Origin of the sequence: Rickettsia africae ESF-5, from assembly GCF_000023005.1 — a bacterium.
In the GTDB taxonomy this organism is placed as follows: Bacteria; Pseudomonadota; Alphaproteobacteria; order Rickettsiales; family Rickettsiaceae; genus Rickettsia; species Rickettsia rickettsii.
This window is the reverse complement of the sequence record NC_012633.1, coordinates 668,988-693,237: the sequence shown is the minus strand read 5'-3', so window position 1 is coordinate 693,237 and position 24,250 is coordinate 668,988. Positions and strand designations below refer to the sequence as shown.

Genomic DNA, 24,250 nt, shown 5'->3' with positions numbered 1-24,250 from the left:
GCTATTGTGGTAATTGATAATTTGTAATAACTACTTCATCAGATATTTTATTGTGCTCAGGCATAGAATATTTAACTTTAATAATCTTAATATTGAAATTCTTGTATAAGTTTCTAATAAAAGGAGTGTCGCTATTAGAAATCATTATTTTAACATTTTTATTGTTTAGCTCTAGAGCAAAATCTCTAAGTCTAGTTTGCTCATTTTCATCAAATGGCAATCTAGTATAGAATTTCTCACCTGATTTATGATAAGGAGGATCAAAATAAACAAAATCATCTTGTTGTGGTTCAATAAAAGAAAAATCTATAGCACAAATGGATGTGCCAGCAAGTAAGCTACTACATTGCTTTAGTCTAGACGCAATATCAGATTTGCTATAATTCCTACCAGAGAAAGTTTGAGCTGGTTTGCCATCAATATTAATCTGGTAAATACCTTTAAATGAATATCTATTAAAATAAATAAATCTTGCAGTAATTTTTATTGGATCACTACTATCATTATTAGCTCTCACTTGATAATAATGCTCTTTAGAGTGCTTTGCTTTATGTGAGTCTAGTAATTTACTAACCGCATCAGGATTTGTCTTAACTGCGTTATAGGACGTTACTAGCTCAAGGTTAATATCAGATAAATAGCATTGTTTAAATTTATCTCGTACATGAAAGAATAAAGCTCCACCACCAAGAAATGGTTCATAGTAGTTGTTTAGTCTTTCAGGAATAAATTTAACTAATTGATCAACGATTTTTCTTTTACCACCCACCCATTGCAGGAATGGTTGTGGTTTATCTAAGTTCTTTACTGACATAATTTGTTATTTATCTTTATTTTCTACTAAAGATTATATCAGAAAAGAGGCTTAAATGCGAGCAAAACAGCATATTCAAAAGGATTTTAATATTTATTATAGCATCACTTAGTGTTATTTTATCTATGTATAATTGATAAAGAATAGGGCTAGCAAATATTATATTTTAAGTCTGTCTCATTTGTGCAGCTGTTTGCCCAATTGTATAAAAATCTGTCATAAAAGCTCTTAAATCCTCTGTACTTCATAATATTGTGGTGATATCTGTCCTTGTTAAGAGCGGCCGTGGTGCAACTCTGGTTCAGAGGTTAAATTAAAAAACTACAAAATTTTAACACTTTAACCTCTGAGCTGTTTTCTTAACTTTAACAGTAAGGAAATGCTATGACAATTAATAATCAAAATTAACCAAAAGATAATCATAATATTACTAATCTTACTAAAACAAATTGGAATCTTCAATTATCTCCCATATCTGTCACATTAATACCATATCAGCAAGAAGAGAATATCATTAACTCGACGATCACAAATTATACTGATATAATTAAATATAAATTAGAATTACAAGAAGCAAATAATAAATTGAAAGAATCTGAGTTATTTAAAAGAGATGTAGTTCAAAATATGGTACATGGATTAAAGATTCCATGTAATGGGATTTTTTCATTAGTAACAGCTCTTTATGAAATAGAAGATAATCCTGAAAAAAAGGATTATTTAGCTAGTGTGGTAAATTGTGCTGAAGAATTACTGGATTATTATAACAACATAATTAGTTACCTACAGAATAATTCAGGATTACCTCCTATAGTTTAAAATAAGTTTGATCCAAAACATTGGTAAATAAGATTATTGATAAAGCGATGCCAATAGCTCAACGTAAAGGATTAAATTTATCTTGTAATTTTCAGTATGATTTAACAAATGCTATAATTAGTGATACTTATAGAATAGGAGCAATATTAGAACAGTTAATAGATAACGCTATTAAATTTACTAAAGAAGGAAAAGTTGTGGTAACAGTGAACATGTTTGCTACTAGTCCTGCATTATCAGAATCAGAACAACAAAATAGAGAAATGGTATTCCAATTTATGGTGCATGATAGTGGTGTTGGTTTATCTAAAGAAATCAGGCAACATCTTCATGAAAAGATTGATAAATTTGATGTTGCTACGCAATATCATGAACTTGGATCAGGATTAAGTTTTGTAAAACGTCTAATTAGTGAGCTAAATGGAGAGATTGAAGTAACGAGTGAAAAAGGTAAAAGTACTACTATCGTCTGTAATATACCAATTAAGTTACCTCTTCTTGATGATCTGATTTATGATACATAATGTTGATATTGATAAGTTTTTGATGATTATGTATGATAATAGACCTCTTGCGAAACTCTACTTTTGATGATAATTTATACGTTGGTCCGGTGCTCGAATCCACACGCACAGTATATTTATGTTGAGGTTTTGTGCTTCGTGTTGCATTCAAATTCTTAACCATAAGAGAGTTTCGAAAGAGGTCTAATGATAATTTTCTTGATTATTGTGCTTCACTTGCTACACTTAAGTAAATTATAGTAAGGAAGGATATATGGCAAAAAGTCAAGAAAATCATCAAAAAACTATAGATCCTATTATAGGCAAGTTAAAACCTATAGATATTGAGCTAGACAAAGTAAAAATTACAGATCTATCAAATTGCCGATATAGTACAAGACTATTAACTAAGCTCATGCTCATTAATAAGATTTCTAGCAACAAAGTTGATCTTAATAAAATTAAAAAAGCAATTTATTTTACTAAAAAGTATCATGGCAGGCAAAAGCGAGAAACAGGAGAATTGTATTACTCACATCCTTTAGAAGTAGCATATATGGTTTCTGATTATTTATTTAGAACATATATTATAGTAACTAGCATATTGCACGATTGTATTGAAGATACATTAACTTACCAAAGAAATGATTATACAAGAATTTGGCCATAAGATTGCTAATCAAGTTGAAGATTTAACACGAGTTAAAAATGATAAAAAAATTAGTTCAGCAGAAATGGTTAAAATATTGTATCAGCAGCAGAAACAAGAATTGCTATTAATTAAATTATTTGATCGATTACATAATATACAAACAGTAGGAGCTAAACCTCCTGAGAAAGGAAGAAAAATAATTTTAGAAACTTTACAGATCTTCTTGTCTATTGCTACTTATCTCAAGGTACCGAGAGTTGCAAGGCAATTATATACACATTGCTTTAATATAGCTGCAAATTACAAAAAATTAAATGTACTGAGAGTGTTGCAAGATAAAACTTTTATTTCAGAATGAAAGTATTATGATTTCAGGATATATATTTTATAGTGTGGTTAAAAATTTTTTATCTTGCAACGCTTTCACAGATGCTTAAGTAAATAATGTTATATCAAAATATCACCAATAATTCATGTATTAATCAAGCTTTAGAGTTATACCATCAATACTGCTCTGATAAAACAACCTATCCTGACCAAATACATACCATTACAAAAGCATTACAACTAGATTCTTCCTCATTCACAGCAGTACTATTACATGAAAATATACAACATCTTAATCTAGAAGATTATAATCATTTTAATAATAATATTATATATCTAGTTGATGTTATTAATAAATTATCTACTATTCACTATAAACCATATGCTGAGCAATATATTCATTTTCATGAGCTGTTACTAACTATTAATCCCAAACTACAGGAAACGGCAATATTAACTTCGCTTGTTCCATTATTACATAAGGTGAGTATCTTTAACCTTGAGTATAATAATACCGATGCTCAGCATATATCAGAGATCATCACTAATTGTTATATCCCTTATCTTTTATCATATACAGCACACAATGACCTTGCTTATCTTTTACAAGATTTATGTTTTAAGATTCAATATCCTGAAGAACGTAATAGAATTCTTCATTATATGCATTGGCTATATCCTGACATAGATAATATAATTCACAATATAGAACAGCAATTCAGAAATATATTTAGAAAACTAAATATAAAAGCAAGCCTAAGCTACAGAATTAAGTCCCCATATTCTATATGGATAAAAACACTTGTTAAAGATATCCATATTACAGCACTTAATGATATTTTGGCTTTTAGAGCAATTGTACCAAATAAAAAAGCATGTTACGATTTTTCTAAATTAATTCATCTACATTATAATACCATAACATCACAGTTTGTTGATTATATTAGATATCCCAAGAATAATGGATATCAATCAATACATTTAGTCATATCAGGTGGTAGTAATAAAGGTAATATTGAACTTCAAATACGCTCTACCACTATGCATAGGCAAACACAATACGGTAGTGCACATCACACTTATAAAGCAAATAAGTATTATGTATCTCGTACTAATAATTAGGATACTCAATGTTGATATAAGCATCGTAACTATTACCAGTAAAATAATCAATAACGTGAGTACTTATAATACTTTTGCTTCATTTATCCACACTCAACATAGTACTCATTTTGTTGTCAATAACACTACAACATGCACATTGTCTCGGACCACCACCCCAGAATATATAACGTTATTATAATAATAATTTATCACTTTTGATAAAAGACACTAATACTATACCTTACAACTTTTCTCTCAATATAAATCTCAATTTGCATAATATTTTAGAATATAAATTAGTACCTTTAGCAGTAGTACAGATTCCGGTAAGTAATCTATTATTCGAACATAATAGTGTTTTTATTAATATCACTTACAAACCAATATTAGCTGAATGTGCTTTTCCGGCAACTATAACTTATACAAAGAGGCATGAAGATTCCAATATCAGCTCAATATTTAAGCTATCCTCACCAAAAACAGATATAATTAACACAACATACAATACATTATTGGCTACCATAAACGATAAAGTTGTTTTGGAACAATATGGTCAAAAGGAATTTTTATCAACTACTATAAACACAAACATTACTCAAATGCTTCCTATAATAACCTTATTAGTAGATCCATCAGAGCTGAATAAGAGAATAAATGATATATCAGATAGTAATAAGGAGCAGTTATTACATCTTGGACTTCAACTTGGCTGTGTAGAATCAGTGCCATTATTAATCACACATGGTGCTAATCCTAATGCTACAAATTGTCATGGTGTAATATCATTACACTGTGCTGCTAAGAATGGTAACTTAGATTTAGCGAAATTATTAGCTAAAAATGGTGCTGATGTTAATGCTAAAACCGATAATGGTCTAACAGCATTACACTATGCTGTTGAGTCTGGTAACTTAGCGTTAGTATCATTGCTAATGGTCTATGGTGCTGATGTCGATGCTAAAAATAATAGTGGTGAAACAGTATTAAACAGTATTATGGAGTTTAACAATTGTAATATTTTAAAATCTTTCATATTAGGCGGTGCAGACATTAATTTAGAAACAATGTTACCAGATGATCAGACAGACAATATAATCAATTTGTGCGGTGATTTATGTATCAGTTAAATTGTGGAATATAGTGGAAAAAATGTGTGATTTATAGACATAGTTATAATGTAAGATCAAAGTATATGAAGTTACAACTAACTTTTATTCTTTAAACTCCAGTTTCGCAAGAGATCTAATAATAATAAAATCCTTTGATGCTGTTATACCAATAGATGGTTTAACAAGACTCAATAATTATGATGTTGGTATACAAGATAAACAACAATAAAATAACTGTTTTGTTAATAATGAATTTGTTTTTACGGTTCAACAAGATAACTTTTTTATAAAACCAACAGAGTTAACAGGAGATATTGTATCATATACTACTTAAAAAAGTGCCAAGAATAGAGCTATTGCTTATGTTCTCTAAATAATGAGGCAACTCTGTAATGAGGTTTTTAGATAATGGTAAAATAGAGATTGATAACAATGTTGCTGAACGAGCATAGTGGTAGGTATGGAAAACTGGCTTTTTTGTTGGATCATATGCTGGTGGAGAAATCACAGCTGTTATATATATAATCATATAATCAAAAGATATAGGATTACTTGGAAAATTTAGGTAAAAAGTATTGAAAATAATTAATAAGCATTAATGAAAAAGATAGAAGGTTATCAAACAAATTTTGAGATATGTATTTATGCTAAGAAGTTATTAGATAAAGTAATATATTTAAATAGTGTAGTAAAAGTACCACCAGTGGGTGTATTGGAGGTAAAGAAAGCTATATACTATGCTAAGAAATATCATGGTAGTCAGATGCGTCAATCAGGAGAACCATTTTATTCACATCCGATAGAAGTAGCATATATGATATTAGATTACTTATTTAGAACAGATATACTAGTAACTAGTATATTGCATGATACTATAGAGGATACAGAACTTACCAAGGAGAAAATATTACAAGAATTTGGAGAGAATATAGCCAATCAAGTAATGGATTTGACGAGGATTAAGGAGCATGGTATAAAGATTAGTTCTGCTAAAATGGTAGAGATGTTATACAAAGAGAAGAAACATGATGTACTTCTGATAAAGTTATTTGATAGACTGCATAATATACAGACTATTATATTATACATTGACGAAGATAGAGCAAGCTGATAGAATAAAGCTAGAGGATTTATTATCAACAAAGTTGAATCCGGAAATAGGAACAAGGCTTATGAGAAGTTTAGCACAGCATTGGCAACAAGAAGGAAAAGAATTAGGTGTTCTTGAAGGTTTACAAGTTGGTGAAGCTAAAGGTATCCAAATTGGTGAAGCTAAAGGAAAAGCTGAAGAAAGAGTTGAGATAGCAAAAGAAATGCTATCTCAGGGTTGTAATATTTCTTTAATTTCTAGTGTAACCGGTCTTGATGAAGCTTTTATTAGTTCTTTAGAATAAACATATTTCTTACATATTTCTTGTAAAATTTACTCTGCTGTTTGAAAAATCATTTATAAAAATTCTGAAATAACAAAAAAGTTTTTTATACACAGCTTACCTCTAAAACTCGTAATACTAAATTGGCGATTTAAAGAGGTATTATAATAGGATTTTTCTTTATAAGGTAAATCCCCCCCTATCAAACAATTAAAATCTTTTAAAAATGCCATTAAAATGGTTTTATCTTTTTAGATTTAAATCAAGTTTGTAAATTCATCGGTAATTTAGTAATAGGGAAATTACCCGCAAGTTTTACATAACAGGTAAGATCTGGTAGATTCATAATTTCAGATGGCATTACTAATAACTTCCTTTTCTCTAAGCTATGCATATTTACTCCATCACGCATGGAGTTAGCACCATAAGAGAGATTCTCTTGAGTCTCGATTATTTCTTGCTCACCAAGCATTAAAGCTGATTTATGTGCTGTTTGCCAGTCACTTACCCGAAAAATAAATTTACTACCAAATAGATCAAGCATTGAAGCTGCTCCTGCATGACCATATATTTCCTCTAATTGATGGATATTCTGCATACCTGCAACAACGCAGCCACCATATTTCCTGCTTTCAGCTAAAGCTATAGGGAGTGAAGATATCTTGTGTAAAGCTGGCATCTCATCAATCACAAACCACATATTACTATGAACATTATTGATATTCCTATTCATTAATGCTTTTATCGCTATGCTAATCCATGCAGTAATAAGTGGTCGTAGCATTACTCTTGGGTTAGGAGCTGCTGTGATAAATAACCAACCCTTGTTCGCAGTAAACCACTTTCTAATACTAAAACTACCTGCATTATTATAATATTTTATAGCCAGTTCTAACTGACCAGTTTTATAATAAACAACCCCCTAAGTTATACTGACACCAACCTATATATCGTTGGCATTTACTTGATCATCTATAGTGATATTGCTAAGTGCTGCCGTAAGCAATTTTTTAGCTTCATCTAAGTGATTATTATTAATTAATATGGTAGAGAGCGTATATGTAATATTGTAATAATGCCTTATATGAGGCGTTAAATCTTTAATAATTTTATCTCCATACTCCATGATATAAAATGATTGACTAACTCAAATAAAGTATTGGTATAAGCTTTATGAATTTGAAATTCGTATTGGGAATATATTAAATTTAAATCTATATTTGCTTTTGACAATATATCTATAAATAATTTTTCTGCTACTTCCACATGGTTATTCATTATACTGCAATGTATAGCAGTGATCATCCCTTGAAGTTGAAGAAAAATATTTATAAAATTAATAGTTTTGGGTTCTTTATTTACAATAGGAGTACTATAAGTTTTGGGGCTTATAAAAATGCTAATTTCTTTATTCGCTTTTAATGCAACATGATATTTGCTTAAGGCTTCTTTCAGTACTTTATGTTCTTGAATATTTTTATATTCATAATTATCAAATAAAGTTTTTAGTGTATTAAGTTTTAGACTTGTTACTTGTGGAATACCCAATTTTGTTGTTGTTTTGCTATCTAAAGAGTTTAAAAGAGTTGTTGCTATTTCTGCACTAGCATCTATAGAACTTTTTACATTTTTTAATGGTTCTATTCATTCCCCCACTACAATTAAAGCCTTTTGTGATTTAAACTCTATTATTTTATTGTATGACAATGCTATAGGATTAAATTTTGAGACTGCTGAAGATTTAGGATTTTTTATCATAATAAATACTTATTAATAAATAGGCATATATTATAAAGTAAACCCACTATTTTGTAAAGAAAATACTAACTTTTTAATTAAAGTTAATAACTTGAAGCATTTCTATTGGTATTTCACCCCTACTATTTTAACTCTTAATAAACACCAATTCGTTATCGGATGAGTGTTTAGTACTAAAGGCATAACCTAAATATGAGAAATTCTTAAGTAGCTCAGGTGAGTCAATTAGGTTGTTAGCAATAACCTTGACCATCGCCCCTCGAGCTTTTTTAGCATTTATACCGATTGTTGATAATTTACCGTTCCTATTTTCTTTAAAATGAACGTTAACTAATTGATATTTAAGTTTATTTGGGTTTATTACAGATGAATATTCTTGTGATGCTAGGTTGAGTAAATATTTATTTTTCTGTTTAGCAAGGATTTTATTAATATAATTAGTGATTTCATCTTGCCAAAAGTTTGTTAAATTTATTTCATTTAATTTTGTTGCCATTTCTAATCTATACGGCTTAATAGTATCTAGCGGTTTTAAGCCCCCGTAAAGTCCTGATATAATAAGCAAATGTGATTGCAAGAAATTTAATGCATGATTAGTTAATTTTTCTATATGTATATTATTAAAAACATCTCCTGCATAAGCAAAAATAGCCGCTTTACTCTCTTGATTATCAAAATCCTTAAATCTTTCTTTATTTATATGTGCAAGTTTTGCACTTATATTCATTATTTTCGATAATTGATTCTCAGAATAGCTTTGGAGTGTAGAAAGTAGTTTATTAGTTAACGTAAGGAACATTGGAATCGTCAGCTCCGTCTTGGGAGCTAACTTCTCGAAATTTAGAGTTTTAGCAGAAGAAATAATAGCAAGCATTTCTATCTAGCCGGAGTACTCGGAAGAGATGAAGTAGTGCTAGCGATATTTCTGTTAGTACTATCGATTGTTTGCATGATTGCATAGCTTGGATCACTGTCAAGTTCTATTACTTCTTTGGGTTTCGTAGTTTTTGGACCGGTACAGCCAATTAAAGCTATAGAAGCAAATAAAATTATTAAATACCTTATCATAAATACCCTGTTTTAATTTTACACTTAAGATAGCTGCCTATTATTATAATGTCAAGTGAGAGGAAAATTTTATTACCCTACCCTATAACCTTTCAGTAATAGTCTAAAGATGCTTCATAATATTTTAAATCTCATTCTGCATAATTTAAATTAGGTGCATCTTTGCTTCTTTCTATTTTGGGTTCAGGTTTAAGCTTATCATAATTTTTTCTAGTTTTTAAATAATATTCTAAAGTTGCTTCATATTCCCATCTAGGTAGAGGGTGATTATCAGATTCTTTTTCTCAATATATCATTATTGATGATGTTTTTTCCTTTAAAGATTCGTTACATAATTCTTCAACAATAGGATAATATTCTTTCTTATTCAGATACTAAAGGCATTATTGTTGGTGTACTATCATTTAAGTAATTATATAATGCTTCAAAAAAAGAATCATATTTCCCATTCCCTATAATATTGTGATATATAAAAGAGTCTATATTAAGTGCTTGAATAATCAGCTTCCCATCTATCGATAATATTTTTTTGAAGAGTTCTAAATCTTCAGTATGAAGAGCCATGGAAATTTATTCCTTAAATAAATTTTTAGGCATTCTGTAATAAACCGTATTATAGAATTTTTCGCTTTCAGGAAATTTGCGTTTGCGGATAGAGAAATTACCGAAATTTCTGATTTCGATACGCTTTTGTTTTTTAAGAGATTCGTTTAAATAATCTAAAATTAAATCTACTGAATCTTTAACATCTTCTTTAGAAAGATAATTCAGCTTATCATGTATTTTATCTATTAAATAATTCTTAGTAATCATTATTAAAAAATCGCTTTGATTCCGTTAAAACTATTTTTAAAAAAACTAGGTGCTATACTATCAAAATCTTCAAGTATTATGTCCATTAATTTTGGTTTTGGTTTTAATTGATAATCTTTAACTAGTAGATTAACATTAATTTTCTGAACTTCCTGTAACCATTTTAATGCAGTATCTTCCGAGCCTATAGCATCCACAAGCTTTAACTTTAAAGCCTGACGACCTGAATATACTCGTCCATCTGCGAGCTTTTTTACTTCTTCTATAGGAAGATTACGCCTCTCTGAAACAAGTTCAAGGAAGAAATTATAAGTATCTTCTATATTGTCCATAATGGCTATCCGCACTGCTTCCGTCAGTTTTTCGGTAGGATTTGGGACAGCTTTTAATTCACCCGATTTGAAATTATTAAACTTAATCCCCAATTTTTGAGCAAGCTCCGTTACCTCGGCTGTTTGTAGTATTACACCGATTGAACCCGTAATAGTTCCGTTATGGCTGATAATATAATCACCTCCAAGAGAGATTAAATAACCGCCGCTTGCAGCCATTGTTCCCATAACTATCACTACCGGCTTTTTTGCGGATATTTTACGCAGAATATTATAAATTTTTTCAGCGCCGACTACCGTACCGCCGGGAGAATTTACGTTAACTATTAACGCTTTAATATGAGAATCATCGATTATTTTTTTGAGTTTTTTGTCACGTTTTTCGTCTTCAAGAATTATTTCGTCTATTAATACGGAAGCTATATAGTCTTCATTACTATTAATAGGTAACACCTCTTTTGGAGCAAAATCTTTACCGACTAGTAAGAATACGATCGCAATTAAAATAATAGCTGTTAGCTTCCAAATTAACAAACGAGATTTTATTTGTCTTCTTTCAATTAAATAATCAGGTGTTATACTCATGATCTTATATACTTTTTTAGAATACTAAATGCAGCCCTATACTGTGACAGGCGTGAGGAGCGAAGCCTATAATATAATAAGGTGAGGCCGACGCACAACGAAGCACAATATAGGTATTAATTGACTATAGACCGTTCTTAGGACGTTCAGGACTCTTCATCATCTCAAAAAACTCACCGTTAGTTTTAGTATTTTCAAGTTTTTTGAGTAAAAATTCTATTGCTTCACTGCTACCCATTGGATCGATAATACGACGAAGAACCCACATTTTATTTAATATTATTTTATCTACTAATAAATCTTCTTTTCTAGTTCCTGATCTAGTTATATCAATAGCCGGATAAATACGCTTATCGGCAATCTTACGATCTAGAACTATCTCGGAATTACCTGTACCTTTAAACTCCTCAAAAATTACCTCATCCATACGAGAACCGGTTTCAATTAAAGCCGTACCGATTATAGTAAGCGAACCGCCGTTTTCAATATTTCTTGCTGCTCCGAAAAATCTTTTAGGTCTCTGAAGAGCATTAGCATCAACACCGCCCGTTAATACTTTACCTGATGACGGCACTACGGTGTTATAAGCACGAGCTAAACGTGTTATCGCATCTACTAAAATTACCACATCTTTTTTATGTTCTACTAAACGCTTTGCTTTTTTGATAACCATTTCTGCAAGCTGCACGTGCCTACTTGCCGGTTCATCGAAAGTAGAGCTAACAACCTCCCCACGCACGGAACGTTGCATATCGGTTACTTCTTCAGGTCTTTCGTCTATTAACAGTACTATTAAAAATACTTCCGGATTATTGGTTGTAATTGCATGTGCTATATTTTGTAATAATACGGTTTTACCTGTACGAGGCGGTGCTACTATTAATGCACGTTGTCCTTTACCCATAGGGGCAACAAGTTCAATAACCCGTGTACTAAAATCCTTACTATCTTTACTATTATTTTCAAGTTCTAATCCTAATTTTTCATCAGGATATAAGGGGGTTAAATTATCAAAATGAACACGATGATAAGCTTTAGAAGGGTCTTCAAAATTTACTCTATTGACTTTCAGTAAAGCAAAATAACGTTCTCCGGCTTTTGGAGCTCTGATCTGACCTTCTACAGTATCACCGGTACGCAGACCAAAGCGACGAATCTGACTAGGAGAAATATAAATATCATCAGGGCCTGCTAAGTAGTTTACTTCCGGCGAACGTAAAAAACCAAATCCGTCAGGTAGTACTTCAAGTACCCCCTCGCCCACTATTAAAACTCCCTGCTCTACGGATTTTTTCAAAATTGCAAAAACTAATTCTTGTTTAAGTAATGAATTAATATTTTCAATTTTTAATTCTTCTGCTTGAGCTTGTAGTTCCTCCGGTAATTTACGTTTTAATTGTTTTAAATTAATAATATTACCGTTCTCTGCAAAATTATTATAATTGTTATTGGATTCGGTATTGTTAAGTTCTGCTGTGGATTCTTTATTAGTTGTGTTCATTATTTTATTATTAATAGATTATAATTGAAAAGTTGAGTTAGCAATCAAGTTTAAAGGTAAGTAATATACTTATTTAAGTTAGGAATCAAATTAGATTTTTAGAAAGTTTTATTTATTCTTGCGGTTTAAAGAATTATTTATCTTGTTAGCTTATAAGAGCTGGCTATGTATGTAAAAGCATACTAACAACGTTAATAGTACATTGTCAACCCAAATCGTCATTGCGAGCATGTAATCGGTAAATGGTCATTGCGAGAAAATTACGAAGCAATCTTGGGAGTTTATTATTATTGCATGAGATTGCTGTACAGCTTACGGCTGCGTAGCTCATGACGACCCTGGTAACCTCTTCTCGCAATGACGGATGAATCAATCCACGTAACTCTAGCAATCCTTTGATTTTAACAATAACACATTTGTATTAAGTAATGGCATGCATACGTTTTTAGCTTCATTTAATAAGGCCTCATTGCGTATTTCTTGGTTTAATTCGTTGCGTACCGCATCAAATATTTCTCTTAAACTTTTCTCTTCTACCATATATTTAAAAATATATTTAGTGCTTCTAAATATCGACATTGAGATATTAACATTATTTAATATCCCATTATTAATAGTAAAATTAATAGCATTATTTACTGCTGAAGGATTAGATTCCAAATGCTCATAAATTTGTTTAGCAAAATTGGTAATATTATGGAAGTACGGTATATTATCAAGGTCATCAAGAGAGGCTACACTATCTTTTTGATTTGATACGTAAAATGAATGTTTAGTAATATTACCGGTAAGTATTTCGGAAATTGCTTCTCTAGTTACTTTATCCATCTTTTTAACTTTTTGTAGAAGTGAAAAATCTTTTATATAATTTTCCGGTCTTAATAAAATTTTCTCTAAAGGATCAAGATAATCAACAAAATTTAAGCTTGCTTTTTCTACGAATTCATATAACTCAGGAACGGAATAGGCTCTATCCTGTTTGTGCAGGAACATATCATAAACTCCGACGTCACCGAAATTTTGGTAATCTGAAAATAACTCCCAACCTCTTTTATACCAGTTAGTAGCAGGCAAATTATCTAGAATTAGCTTCCCGTTCATTACTTCTTCGATACGGTTTTTAGTATCTTTATTTATCATTTTCATTAAATCCTGAATTTGATAAACACCGGTACGTCCGTATTTAGCATATACCATTAAACCCATACCGCCGGTCGGCTTTAAAGAATCTTTTAGATTTTTTAAACCTTCATCAGGATTTGCTAAATGATGAAGCACGCCGGTACAATTTATATAATCGAATTTTCCAAGTTTTAGATTAGGTATATTTAAGATTGAATCATTAATCCATTTAATATTTTTAAGACCTCGTACTTCTGCACGTTTTTGTGCTACTTCCATGCTAGGCTTGCTGAAATCTAGATATATTATTTCGGCATTTTTATCTTTTAACTGCTCGGCAAGATAAATAGTCGAATCACCGGTGCCGCCGCCTGCTATTAAGCATCTAAAATTATTATTAAAATTTTCTTTTCCTTGATATAGAAAATGGTTTAATTCTCCTAAGAACTCACCGCATGTTGCAAGTAAATATTCTTTTTCTTGATTTGGGTCTCTGAAAGGATAAGGATAATCTTGATAATGTTCTTGTACTTCTGCTAAGTCTTTAGAAATTGTAGTATTTTTTGTTTTCTTTAAATTTCTCATAAATTATTATTTTTTAAGTTGTTATTATATATACTTAGTCTATCTACTCTTTTAGAAGTATATCTTTTATAATTAATTGAATAGTATAATTATCTTGCCAATTATTAGTTTTTAACGTTCCTATTGCGGCAATATTTTTTGCTTTAGGGCTTAATAAAACATCTTCAAATGCAGTTCCTACCGAATTAAAAGCAATAGCAGATAAGGCTTTATTACCAAAGCCTCGCTTATTTGGAACAAGCATACATTTAATATGCTTACTTCCAACGATATCCGCTTTTAATACAAATAAATCATCAAATTTAAATATAGGCTCATGATTTCCTTGACCGAAAGGCTCTAAAGTGTTTAATTCCTCCATTAAAGGGAAATTCACACTATTAACCGTTAAATCAATATCATATTCCGCATGCTTATAATTTTCTAGTTTAGTTATACTAATTCTAAAAGCATTATTAAAAAAATTCTGCAATTCTTGTAATTTTTCAGCCGTTACGGTAAAACCTGCCGCCATAGCATGACCTCCGCCTGCTATTAGCAAATCTTTGCTTTTAGCATTGATAATTTCAGCACCAAAATCAATACCTAAAATAGAACGGCATGAAGCTTTACCAATCCCGTCATTTAAGGCTATAACTGCCACCGGCTTATCAAATTTTTCTTTTAATTTGCCGGCAACGATTCCTATAACGCCTGGATGCCATCCTTCTTTTACGATAAATAATAAACTACTATCTTGTTGTGTCAAAGCAATTTCCATCGCTTCTTCTATCATTAATAACTCAATTACTTTACGCTCATTATTGTGTTTTTCAAGTTCTTTAGCTAATTTAGTTGCTTCATTAGAACAACTAGTAGATAGGAGATGAGCACCTAAACTTGACTTTCCTACTCTACCGCCTGCATTGATACGCGGACCTAGAATAAATCCTAAATGATAACATTTTGGTATTTCATGAAGCCCTGCCATATCATATAATGTTTTAATCCCTATATTTTGCCTTTGTTGCATTACTTTCAATCCGCTTGCAACAAATGCGCGATTTAAGCCTGTTAATTTCATCATATCGCAAACAGTACCAAGAGCCACTAAATCTAGATACTGCATTAGATTAGGCTGAAGCATTGTTTGCGTGAAATAATTTTGCTTCTTTAAATTCGATAATATTGCAGTTGCAAATAAGAAAGCAACTCCTACGGCTGCCAAATGTTTATATTCGCTTTTTTCATCAATACGATTTGGATTTACTATAGCTACTGCATCCGGTAATATTTCCGTAGCTATATGATGATCGATTACTATAACATCAAGGTTAACGTCTTTTGCGTATTTTAGGGCTTCATGTGCCATAGCACCGCAATCAACCGTAATTAATAATTCTGTACCGTTATCTTTAATTTTTTGCATAGCAAAAGGAGTTGGACCGTATCCTTCAGCTATACGATCAGGAACATAAATATCACATAGTATATTTAAGTCTCTAAAAATATTTTTAAGTAAAGCGGCTGAAGTAGCACCGTCTACATCATAATCGGCAAAGATACATATTTTTTGGTTATTTAAAATAGCTGTAACAGTTCTATCTACAGCCTTTTCCATATCAAGTAGATGAAAAGGATTAGGTAATAAATTTTTGATTTTCGGTCTCAAGAAATTTTCTACTTCCTCTAGATTATTTACTCTTAATGATACTATCCTAGCAAGTAAATCACTAATTTTGAAACTACGACATAACTCGGTGACTATATCTTCGTTAATCAGTTTCTGCTGCCAGATTTTACCGTTTATAGATGCTTGTGGTTTCATTTGTTTATTAGGCTGTATTTTTGCTGTATATCGTCATTGTGAGTAGGCATTGTTGCGTGGATCAATTTCACCTCTGTTCACCCCGTGGCTTGACCACGGGATCCAGTTAAAAATACTAACATTATTAGTATTTTTTATTATTTTTATGGACCCCGTGGTCAAGCCACGGGGTGAACAGAGGTGAAATTGATCCACGCAACAATGCCTACTCACAATGACGATATACAGCAAAAATACAGCCTAATAAACAAATGAAACCACAAGCATCTATAAACGGTAAAATCTGGCAGCAGAAACTGATTAACANNCCCCNCCCCCCCCCACTTTTTTAATTCTATATTTAAATAAAATATAAAATAAAAATAGAAATTACAAAAAATAATATATTTATTAATTAATAGTAGCAATGACTAATACAATAACAAAACTAAGAAGATAAATAAAATAAATATATTATCTAATATAAAAAAATAAGAATTTCCACGCTCAATACCACAAAAAATTAAAATTTAGTTATAAGAAATAATAATATATACTAAAAACAGAAGGTAAATATCAAAGAGAGAGAATGATTGTCATGAAGACAGAACCAAACCTCCGAGGTATATAATTATTTCCCGATAAACATAAGAACAAGTCGAACATCAGCAGAAATTCACCCAATAACAAAACCCGCCATGCATAGAAACAACAAAACAAGACATATCAACCAATTAAAATAATCTAAAAACACAGATAACCAGAAACCGACAAAAGAAAGAGAGCAATTTATATACACTTTATAATGTTAATACACTTCACAACAAAAACCATATCAACATCTAGTATACGCTATATAAAGATACAATACAGTTGATAAAGAACAGAAAGCACAGCCAACTAGAAAAAAAAGNCAATATAAATACGAATAGTATAAAAGATAAAACTTGTCAAAATAGATAAAGACAACAAAAAACATTTATGACACAATCACTAAGTACTCCACAAAATACATAATACATAACAGACATTAATATGTATTTATAGTGCTAGGAGGGGATGAGAGTTTCCCCCCCCTGGTTTTTTTTTTTTTTTTGTTTTTTTTTTTTGGGGTGGTACTCCTCCGGTGGGCGCCACAAGCGCCGCGGGCGGTGAGTGCCGCGCGCCAAAAAAATACGTATAATAATATATAAAAAAACCCACCCTTCTTCCCCCCTATTTTCCCCCCCAACAAAATTATTACCCCGGTCTTTTTTTATAAATTAAGTGGGCGGGGGTTGTTTGGGTTTTTTTTTTATTCCCATTACAAAATTTTTTTTCCCTTCAAAGAAAACCAAGCCACCATTTTGGGGCGGTTCCCCTTGGTGGATTTTGGGGGGAGGGGGGATTTCCCATTCTTCGGTTTGCTTTTTTTCCCTCCCCGGGTTTTTTATCCAATAATTTCCCCCTTTTTAGCAAACCATATTTTTTAGGGGCCGTAATTGGGGGGGGATTTTCGCAGTTAAAATTTCCCAGGCCGGCAATGCCTCAATTTGTAGCGGGATTTCCTTTTTTTGTGGGTGTTGGTGCGGGATTTGTGGCTTTGGTACCAGTACTTGCTCCTGAAAATTTTTTTTATAGGAATAGCAGGGAAGTTTTACCGATTAATGCATTAATGGAAATATCAGTAGGCGTCTCTATCGGTGCTTTAACTTTTAGCGGTTCGATTATAGCTTTTCTAAAAACTACAAGGCTTAATGAAAAGTAGCCCGTTAAATTTCTACGGTCAGCAATATATATGCTTATTAACGGCAATAATATTGGTTATTCTAGTAATATTGTTTATTCGTTCAGAGAATATATTTTTATTTAATCTAATAGTCTTTTTATCACTGTTAATCGGAGTATTAGTAGGCATTGTTGCGTGGATCAATTTCACCTCTGTTCACCCCGTGGCTTGACCACGGGGTCCATTAAAAATAATAAAAAATACTAATAATGTTAGTATTTTTAACTGGATCCCGTGGTCAAGCCACGGGGTGAACAGAGGTGAAATTGATCCACGCAACAATGCCTACTCACAATGACGATATACACTTATATCTCCAAAAGTTTTTTAGCTTCATCATCTGCAATTAAAGCTTCAACAAACTCATCTAATTGTCCGTTTTTAACTACTTCGTCTATCTTATAAAGTGTTAAGTTTATTCTATGGTCGGATACTCTTCCCTGTGGGAAATTATAAGTACGTATCCGTTCCGAACGATTTCCCGAACCTACCTGCCCTCTTCTGCTATCGGCTCTTTCTTGTTCCTTTTTACGTCGTTCTTCTTCATAAATTCTAGCACGTAGAATTTTTAACGCCTTTGCTTTATTTTTATGCTGTGACTTCTCATCTTGCAAGGCTACGGTAATACCGGTGGGGATATGAGTTATACGTACGGCAGAATCAGTAGTATTAACGTGCTGTCCACCAGCCCCTGAAGCTCTATAAGTATCGATTCTTAAGTCTTTATCTTCAATTTTAATATCAACCTCTTCAGCCTCAGGAAGTACTGCAACCGTTGCTGCCGAAGTATGAATACGTCCTTGTGATTCCGTTTCCGGTACTCTCTGTACTCTATGAACGCCTGACTCAAATTTGAGCTTAGAGAATACATCTTTGCCTTTTATTGACGCCGATGCTTCTTTATAACCGCCTATTCCCGTATCGGAAATTGCTAATATCTCAAAACGCCATCCTTTTAACTCAGCATATCTTTGATACATATTAAAAAGTACGGCAGCAAAAAGTGCCGCTTCTTCTCCGCCGCTTCCTGCTCTAACTTCAATAATAGCACTTTTACTATCCGCATCATCTTTTGGTAATAAAGCAATTTTTACGGCTCTTTCAAGTTTTGGTAACGAATTTTCAAGAGTGTATATTTCGTCTTCAATCATTTCTAAAGTGGCATTATCAAGTCCCACTTCTAGCTTAAAATTATTTGCTTCTTCAAGCTCAGATTTAGCCTTATTATATTCTTTAATTTTTGCTACAACATCTTCAAGTTCTGCATATTCTTTAGATGCCTTAACAAACTCGTCTCCCATAATGCCGGAAGATAGTTTGTTGCCTAAATTTTCGTATTTGTCTAAAATTTTTGCTAAATTATCTGAAAAACGCATGTTATTTTATTGTGATTTGTTTATGGGTGAGATTTCAACGTTATTGCGAGAAGCAACTGAAAGCTGCGATGAAGCAATCTCAGGATATTTGACGAGATTGTCACGCAGCCTATGGCTGCTCGTAATGACGACTTATATCAACATCAAAACGGGACTCTCTATAAACTTTTTAAATGCTGCCAAGAACTCAGCACCGACTGCTCCGTCTACTACTCGGTGATCGGCAGAAAGAGTTACGTCCATAATTGTTGCTATAGTTATTTGATCATTCTTGACTATAGCACGTTTTGCACTAGCTCCGACGCCCATTATACAACTTTGTGGTGGGTTAATTATAGCATTGAAATTCTTAATACCGTACATACCGAGGTTAGAAATGGTAAACCCTCCGCCCTGAAATTCTTCAGGGGTTAATTTATTATCTTTTGCTTTCTTTATTAATGCTTTCATTTCACGAGATAGTTCTAGAATATTTTTTTGATTGGCATTTTTAACTATCGGTGTAACAAGCCCGTTCTCAATCGCTACCGCTACTGAAATATCGACATTATTGTAATATCTAATTGCATCTTCTCCCCAGCTAGCATTGGCATTTGGCACTTCTTGTAAAGCTTTGGCTACTGCTAAAATAATAAAATCATTAACCGATATCCTTGTTGATTTATCTTCAGAAAAAAATTTATTAATGTCTTCTCTTATATCTAACAATTTATCGACATTACATTCTATAGATAAATAAAAATGTGGAACTGTTTGTTTAGATTCAAGCAGACGCTTGGCTATAATCTTGCGGATATTATTATTTGGTACTAAACGATATTCTTCAGGATTCCTGCTAACTATTTTATTATGAGCAGTGCTAGGAGTATATGATAAGATATCTTGTTTGACTATTCTACCGTGCGGACCGCTACCTTTCACGCTCTCAAATCTAATATTTCTCATTTTTGCAAGTCTTTTTGCAAGCGGTGAGGCGAATATTTTACTAGCATCATGTTTTATAACTGTTACCTGTTCTTCTACATTAGCTATATTCTCGTGGGGTTTCGGAAGATTAGCATCTGTTTTCGGTGACGGTGATACACTATTATTTTTTGCAATAAACGCATCAATGTCTGTTTTTTCTTCTCCCTCTTCACTTAACACGGCAATTAAAGAGTTAACAGGTACATTTTGACTATTTTGTGGGATAACTATTTTGGCAAGTATACCTTCATCTACTGCTTCTACTTCCATCGTTGCTTTATCGGTTTCAATTTCAGCAATTACTTCTCCAGGATTAACTTTGTCCCCTTCTTTTTTTAACCACCTAGCTAGATTTCCTTCCGTCATAGTTGGAGATAAAGCAGGCATTAAAATTTTAATCGGCATATTTGACTTTTTATTGTTGTTATTACATGTCATTGCGAGGAGAGGCCAAGCCTCGACGCGGCAACCTCATGAAACAGTAAAATTCCTGAGATTGCCACACTCTCTACGTTCGCGCGCAATGACGATTTGAGTAGCTATTGCACCTTAATATCAGGGCTAACGATCATTATCATCTGTTTACCTTCCATTTTAGCATGCTGATCGATTTTAACGAGTCCTTCGAGCCCTACTTCTATACGTTTAAATAGTTCTTGACCGACCTCTTTATGAAGAATCTCTCGTCCCTTAAACCATAAAGAAATTTTTACTTTATCTCCGTCTTTTAAAAATTCTTTTATTTTTCTTAACTTAGTTTCAAAATCACCTATACTAATATTAGGTTTAAATTTCATTTCTTTAAGTACGACGATTTTTTGTTTTTTGCGTGCTTCATGCAAACGTTTTTTGCTTTCGTACTTAAACTTACCAAAATCTAGAATTTTACAGACAGGGGGTACAGCATTCGGTGATATCTCGACTAAGTCAAGACCGGCTCTTTCCGCCATATCTAATGCTTCTCTAATATTTACGACGCCGTGCATTTCGCCGTTTTCGCCTACTAAACGCACTTCTCTAGCTCTGATTTCTCTATTAGCCTTAGGAAAATTATTTTTAGAAATAAAATGTCTCCGTATTATGTTTATAAATAAATATATATTGCATTTAACTTATTTTATTTAAAATTACAAGTAAATAAAATATTTTATCTTTAATTTTATTTAGAAGGTTTTAAAAAAAATTGAAACTACAAGGCAAATTCCAAATATTAATAAACAGATGCGTGTTAATTTAGCGACTCTTGCCTGTATTTTCAAGTTTTTTAGGTCTATAGCATGCCTATGAGCTTGCTCTTGTTGTGCCATATGCATTAATTCCTGTAAAGTACCGGGATAAATACTCTCATACTCACTGATTAAATCAATTGGCGGTAATATATGTTCAAATTTTTTACGGTAAAAATTATTATCAGGTTCGTTTACACTAAAAGTCTTAGCATAACCTTTATTTAATCTATTATTTTTGTAAAAAAAACGTTTAGTCTCTTTCATATCCCTGTTTTATTTTTTGAAATGTATATAATATATTACTTTCAACTATTTTAAAATAATCAATTAATTGCGTTTCTTTTTTTTGCTGTTGTTTGGAGCTTTTCATATTTATTATATTCTGTAGCTCTGCATATACTAGTTTTATAAAACCTTGTTTCATTGATTATACTAAATTTATAAAATCTGTTTTTGGTATTAGCGGTTCGTCCCTAAAATTTATAGCATTATTAAATTTATTGCAACAGGTTATAAAATTTTTATCACATCCGGCAGTAATTTTTACTTCCTCGGCATCTTTAACATAATCCGGTATAATATCCTCTAATATAATCAAATCACCGAAATTGCTTAGAACTTTAATGTTAAAACGATTTTGCTGAATATAATTTGACCGCCGTTATAATAGCCGTTTTCCTCAAAAATACCTTCAATGATTATATGGTTTTGTGCGGAATCGTTAAATTCTGCTTCTTTTAAATCTAAACTGGAATTCGGTAAAAAAACTCTCTCTTCACTTTTTATAGCATGATCGCTATTTGTTGAGTTTAATTCCTCACCGCTAGCTCGCTTAATTTGAAAACAATAAACAAAATTCGTAAGCTTTGTAATTACCTCTTCAATCGCAATACTCATATAATCACCTCCACTAACTCTATGTTGTATAACGCTATAGAACCGTCATTACAATAAGAATATTCAAAACTATCTATACTCAATCTAACTGCTACGTCAAAAGTAAAATCAGTAGTTAAAATTACGTCTTGACCTAAGGGACTTGGTAAGGTCATTATACTATCGTTGTAATCTACAATGCCCATAGTTCTTACATTATTAATGTATAGAATGACACTATTATTAACCGGTTTAGTGATAACTCGTTCGTAAGGAGCAATAGGATCGCCATATATCTTCCTTAGCTGAAATTTATTTAAATTACCGTCCCCTTTAGCAATAACTTCGTTAATTCCTCTATAATCTGCATAATTCCTAAATCTCAAAGCAAAATTACTTCCACATCTTGCTTTAAAAAAGCTATTAAATTGCTCAAATGCCGTACTGCTTAACCTTGCATTTTTGATTAAATATTTCTGACTCGTTAATTGCGAAAGGATCTTCACTATTTTGCTGTTGACATATTTCAATAGTTTTTACGTGAGTCACAACACTTGGTTTGAGAAATTTTTCATTAATATTTACTGACAATAAGGAGGTATTTATACATTGTTCATGCTTAAGTTCCCTTCCGACTAAGACCATAATATCTCTAAATTGTGTTATATTTATGTTTTGAAGTTCATAATTAGGCATTTTTTATTACTTCGTCATATAATTCTACTAAACCTTCACATGCGTTATTATTACCTGTAAATAGTGTACATTTAAAAGCTTTTTCAATTTTATAAAATCTTGCATTAATGTACGAATGTTATTAGAAGAAAGTTTTTTAAATTCGTTTAATTGCTCATATGCATTTGTTAAAAACGCTTGAGACAGATAACTTGGGTTGTTATTTTCTTGGGGCATATATTTATTACCTTGTTAAATTGGAGCTTAAGTAGAAGTTAACAAAAATTAAATCTACAATTTAAATTTAGTAATATTTTTGCTAAAAAAAAGTTCGGCAGTGGAAAAAGAGATTATTTTTTTGGACGGTAGTTGCAATATTATTCTGCCGGTATTATCGATATCTTTAAAAATACCGGTTACTATATCATTTTGATATTTAACGCTAATATTTTCATATAACTTATAAGCATGTTCTAACCATTTTTTTCTAATAAAAGGAAAACCGTTATTATGCCAAATGTGATAATATTCTTCAAAATTTTCTATTAATATCTCAAGTAAAGCTTGCGGTTCTATAGGTGGTAGATTTTCGCTTATTAAGCTAGTAGTAGGCTGGTCGATATTATCAGGGTGATAGGTAATATTAATGCCGATACCGATAATAAGGTAATAATTATTTTCTACTTTAACAGATTCAAGAAGTATACCGGCAATTTTCCGACTGTTAATTAATACATCATTGGGCCATTTTAGTTGTATAATGTTATTTTCGTTCCTTATGTCATCCCCACGAAAGCGGGAATGACATAGAGCACTATGGGAGTGACATAAAGAGGTTATACTATCATAAACGCTAAGTGCTGTAACAAAAGATAATTGCGGCAATAATTCTAGCTCTTTATCAGGCTTTATTAGTAAACTTACATGTAAGTTACCTGACCTAGACTGCCAGTTTTTGCCGCTTCTACCGCGTCCATTAGTTTGAGATTTGGCAAGTACTGCATAGTTTGAATCAACTTTAGCATTCTGAGCCATTTTCATAGCCTCAGAGTTTGTACTGTCTAGTTTGTCAAAAACAATTAGTTTAAATTTACCGATATTCATTTTTT

24 protein-coding genes and 6 pseudogenes are annotated in these 24,250 nt (G+C 31.7%); 9 read left to right on the top strand and 21 right to left on the bottom strand.

The features are described 5' to 3' along the window. Position 1: 1 nt before the first annotated feature. Complete coding sequence (locus RAF_RS03625) at positions 2-814, bottom strand: DNA adenine methylase (RefSeq protein WP_012719754.1); 813 nt, start codon at positions 812-814, stop codon at positions 2-4. Positions 815-1,240: 426 nt separating this feature from the next. On the opposite strand from RAF_RS03625, the pseudogene RAF_RS10595 reads away from it, so the two are divergent. The 7 genes and pseudogenes from RAF_RS10595 to RAF_RS07825 all read left to right on the top strand — a co-directional run. Beyond that, a pseudogene (locus RAF_RS10595) lies at positions 1,241-2,157 on the top strand (sensor histidine kinase). 253 nt (positions 2,158-2,410) lie between these two features. Then, a pseudogene (locus tag RAF_RS03615) lies at positions 2,411-3,146 on the top strand (HD domain-containing protein). 86 nt (positions 3,147-3,232) lie between these two features. Beyond that, complete coding sequence (locus RAF_RS03610; RefSeq protein WP_041471876.1) at positions 3,233-4,237, top strand: bifunctional (p)ppGpp synthetase/guanosine-3',5'-bis(diphosphate) 3'-pyrophosphohydrolase; 1,005 nt, start codon at positions 3,233-3,235, stop codon at positions 4,235-4,237. A gap of 197 nt (positions 4,238-4,434) precedes the next feature. Next, complete coding sequence (locus RAF_RS03605; protein ID WP_148206963.1) at positions 4,435-5,346, top strand: ankyrin repeat domain-containing protein; 912 nt, start codon at positions 4,435-4,437, stop codon at positions 5,344-5,346. Between the two features lie 371 nt (positions 5,347-5,717). Next, a pseudogene (locus RAF_RS10755) lies at positions 5,718-5,780 on the top strand (hypothetical protein); the annotation flags it as partial. A 146-nt stretch (positions 5,781-5,926) separates the two neighbouring features. After that, positions 5,927-6,406 (top strand): annotated as a pseudogene (locus RAF_RS03600) (HD domain-containing protein); the annotation flags it as partial. Then, a pseudogene (locus tag RAF_RS07825) lies at positions 6,402-6,722 on the top strand (transposase); the annotation flags it as partial. The pseudogenes RAF_RS03600 and RAF_RS07825, both read left to right, overlap by 5 nt. Before the next feature lie 241 nt (positions 6,723-6,963). Here RAF_RS07825 and RAF_RS03595 read toward each other — a convergent pair. From RAF_RS03595 to RAF_RS03585, 3 genes are read right to left on the bottom strand one after another with little or no spacing between them, the layout of a single operon-like run. After that, positions 6,964-7,590 (bottom strand): type IV secretion system DNA-binding domain-containing protein, encoded by a 627-nt coding sequence (locus tag RAF_RS03595; protein ID WP_410524338.1) that lies wholly within the window; start codon positions 7,588-7,590, stop codon positions 6,964-6,966. Positions 7,591-7,644: 54 nt separating this feature from the next. Further along, positions 7,645-7,827 carry a hypothetical protein gene (locus RAF_RS03590; protein WP_041471874.1) on the bottom strand — a complete coding sequence of 61 codons (183 nt, stop codon included), beginning with the start codon at positions 7,825-7,827 and terminating at the stop codon, positions 7,645-7,647. Continuing rightward, complete coding sequence (locus tag RAF_RS03585) at positions 7,794-8,249, bottom strand: hypothetical protein (RefSeq protein WP_004998372.1); 456 nt, start codon at positions 8,247-8,249, stop codon at positions 7,794-7,796. Before RAF_RS03585 ends, RAF_RS03590 begins: the two co-directional genes overlap by 34 nt. A 13-nt stretch (positions 8,250-8,262) precedes the next feature. Here RAF_RS03585 and RAF_RS03580 point away from each other — a divergent pair, with 13 nt between their 5' ends. Next, positions 8,263-8,475, top strand: a complete 213-nt coding sequence (locus RAF_RS03580; protein WP_041471873.1) for a hypothetical protein — start codon at positions 8,263-8,265, stop codon at positions 8,473-8,475. 111 nt (positions 8,476-8,586) lie between these two features. On the opposite strand, the gene RAF_RS03575 is transcribed toward RAF_RS03580, so the two are convergent. The 8 genes from RAF_RS03575 to recJ form a co-directional block, all read right to left on the bottom strand. Then, positions 8,587-9,333 (bottom strand): YaaA family protein, encoded by a 747-nt coding sequence (locus tag RAF_RS03575; protein ID WP_012719750.1) that lies wholly within the window; start codon positions 9,331-9,333, stop codon positions 8,587-8,589. Between the two features lie 2 nt (positions 9,334-9,335). Further along, positions 9,336-9,527, bottom strand: a complete 192-nt coding sequence (locus tag RAF_RS03570) for a hypothetical protein (RefSeq protein ID WP_041471872.1) — start codon at positions 9,525-9,527, stop codon at positions 9,336-9,338. 363 nt (positions 9,528-9,890) lie between these two features. Next, a complete protein-coding gene (locus RAF_RS03565) occupies positions 9,891-10,091 on the bottom strand; it encodes a hypothetical protein (RefSeq protein ID WP_041471871.1) in 201 nt (66 codons plus the stop codon). A 6-nt stretch (positions 10,092-10,097) separates the two neighbouring features. Beyond that, a complete protein-coding gene (locus tag RAF_RS03560; protein ID WP_004998379.1) occupies positions 10,098-10,340 on the bottom strand; it encodes an HU family DNA-binding protein in 243 nt (80 codons plus the stop codon). A gap of 2 nt (positions 10,341-10,342) precedes the next feature. Next, positions 10,343-11,257, bottom strand: a complete 915-nt coding sequence (gene sppA, locus RAF_RS03555; RefSeq protein ID WP_012719749.1) for a signal peptide peptidase SppA — start codon at positions 11,255-11,257, stop codon at positions 10,343-10,345. Positions 11,258-11,381: 124 nt separating this feature from the next. Next, positions 11,382-12,758 carry a transcription termination factor Rho gene (gene rho / locus RAF_RS03550; RefSeq protein ID WP_004998383.1) on the bottom strand — a complete coding sequence of 459 codons (1,377 nt, stop codon included), beginning with the start codon at positions 12,756-12,758 and terminating at the stop codon, positions 11,382-11,384. A 384-nt stretch (positions 12,759-13,142) separates the two neighbouring features. After that, positions 13,143-14,465 carry a class I SAM-dependent methyltransferase gene (locus RAF_RS03545; protein ID WP_012719748.1) on the bottom strand — a complete coding sequence of 441 codons (1,323 nt, stop codon included), beginning with the start codon at positions 14,463-14,465 and terminating at the stop codon, positions 13,143-13,145. 43 nt (positions 14,466-14,508) lie between these two features. Continuing rightward, positions 14,509-16,272: a single-stranded-DNA-specific exonuclease RecJ gene (gene recJ / locus RAF_RS03540; RefSeq protein ID WP_012719747.1), complete on the bottom strand. Its 1,764-nt coding sequence runs from the start codon at positions 16,270-16,272 to the stop codon at positions 14,509-14,511. A 1,444-nt stretch (positions 16,273-17,716) separates the two neighbouring features. Here recJ and RAF_RS03535 point away from each other — a divergent pair. After that, positions 17,717-18,143 (top strand): annotated as a pseudogene (locus RAF_RS03535) (NAD(P)(+) transhydrogenase (Re/Si-specific) subunit beta); the annotation flags it as partial. 184 nt (positions 18,144-18,327) lie between these two features. Here RAF_RS03535 and prfA read toward each other — a convergent pair. The 9 genes from prfA to RAF_RS03495 form a co-directional block, all read right to left on the bottom strand. Next, positions 18,328-19,395: a peptide chain release factor 1 gene (gene prfA, locus RAF_RS03530; RefSeq protein WP_012719744.1), complete on the bottom strand. Its 1,068-nt coding sequence runs from the start codon at positions 19,393-19,395 to the stop codon at positions 18,328-18,330. Between the two features lie 132 nt (positions 19,396-19,527). Further along, a complete protein-coding gene (locus tag RAF_RS03525) occupies positions 19,528-20,766 on the bottom strand; it encodes a pyruvate dehydrogenase complex dihydrolipoamide acetyltransferase (protein ID WP_012719743.1) in 1,239 nt (412 codons plus the stop codon). A gap of 134 nt (positions 20,767-20,900) precedes the next feature. Next, positions 20,901-21,461, bottom strand: coding sequence for a translation initiation factor IF-3 (infC, locus tag RAF_RS03520; protein ID WP_081420718.1), 561 nt, complete (start codon positions 21,459-21,461; stop codon positions 20,901-20,903). A gap of 63 nt (positions 21,462-21,524) precedes the next feature. Next, positions 21,525-21,854 carry a DUF2335 domain-containing protein gene (locus tag RAF_RS03515; protein ID WP_010977381.1) on the bottom strand — a complete coding sequence of 110 codons (330 nt, stop codon included), beginning with the start codon at positions 21,852-21,854 and terminating at the stop codon, positions 21,525-21,527. Continuing rightward, positions 21,841-22,014, bottom strand: a complete 174-nt coding sequence (locus RAF_RS09335; protein ID WP_012719742.1) for a hypothetical protein — start codon at positions 22,012-22,014, stop codon at positions 21,841-21,843. The genes RAF_RS03515 and RAF_RS09335 overlap by 14 nt, the downstream gene beginning before the upstream one ends. Before the next feature lie 3 nt (positions 22,015-22,017). Then, positions 22,018-22,188, bottom strand: coding sequence for a phage BR0599 family protein (locus RAF_RS07820; RefSeq protein ID WP_004995615.1), 171 nt, complete (start codon positions 22,186-22,188; stop codon positions 22,018-22,020). Between the two features lie 14 nt (positions 22,189-22,202). Next, positions 22,203-22,487, bottom strand: a complete 285-nt coding sequence (locus RAF_RS03510; RefSeq protein WP_012719741.1) for a DUF2163 domain-containing protein — start codon at positions 22,485-22,487, stop codon at positions 22,203-22,205. Beyond that, a complete protein-coding gene (locus RAF_RS03505) occupies positions 22,484-22,972 on the bottom strand; it encodes a TIGR02217 family protein (protein WP_041471870.1) in 489 nt (162 codons plus the stop codon). Before RAF_RS03505 ends, RAF_RS03510 begins: the two co-directional genes overlap by 4 nt. A 460-nt stretch (positions 22,973-23,432) precedes the next feature. Next, positions 23,433-24,245, bottom strand: a complete 813-nt coding sequence (locus tag RAF_RS03495; protein ID WP_012719739.1) for a biotin--[acetyl-CoA-carboxylase] ligase — start codon at positions 24,243-24,245, stop codon at positions 23,433-23,435. Between the last annotated feature and the right edge of the window lie 5 nt (positions 24,246-24,250).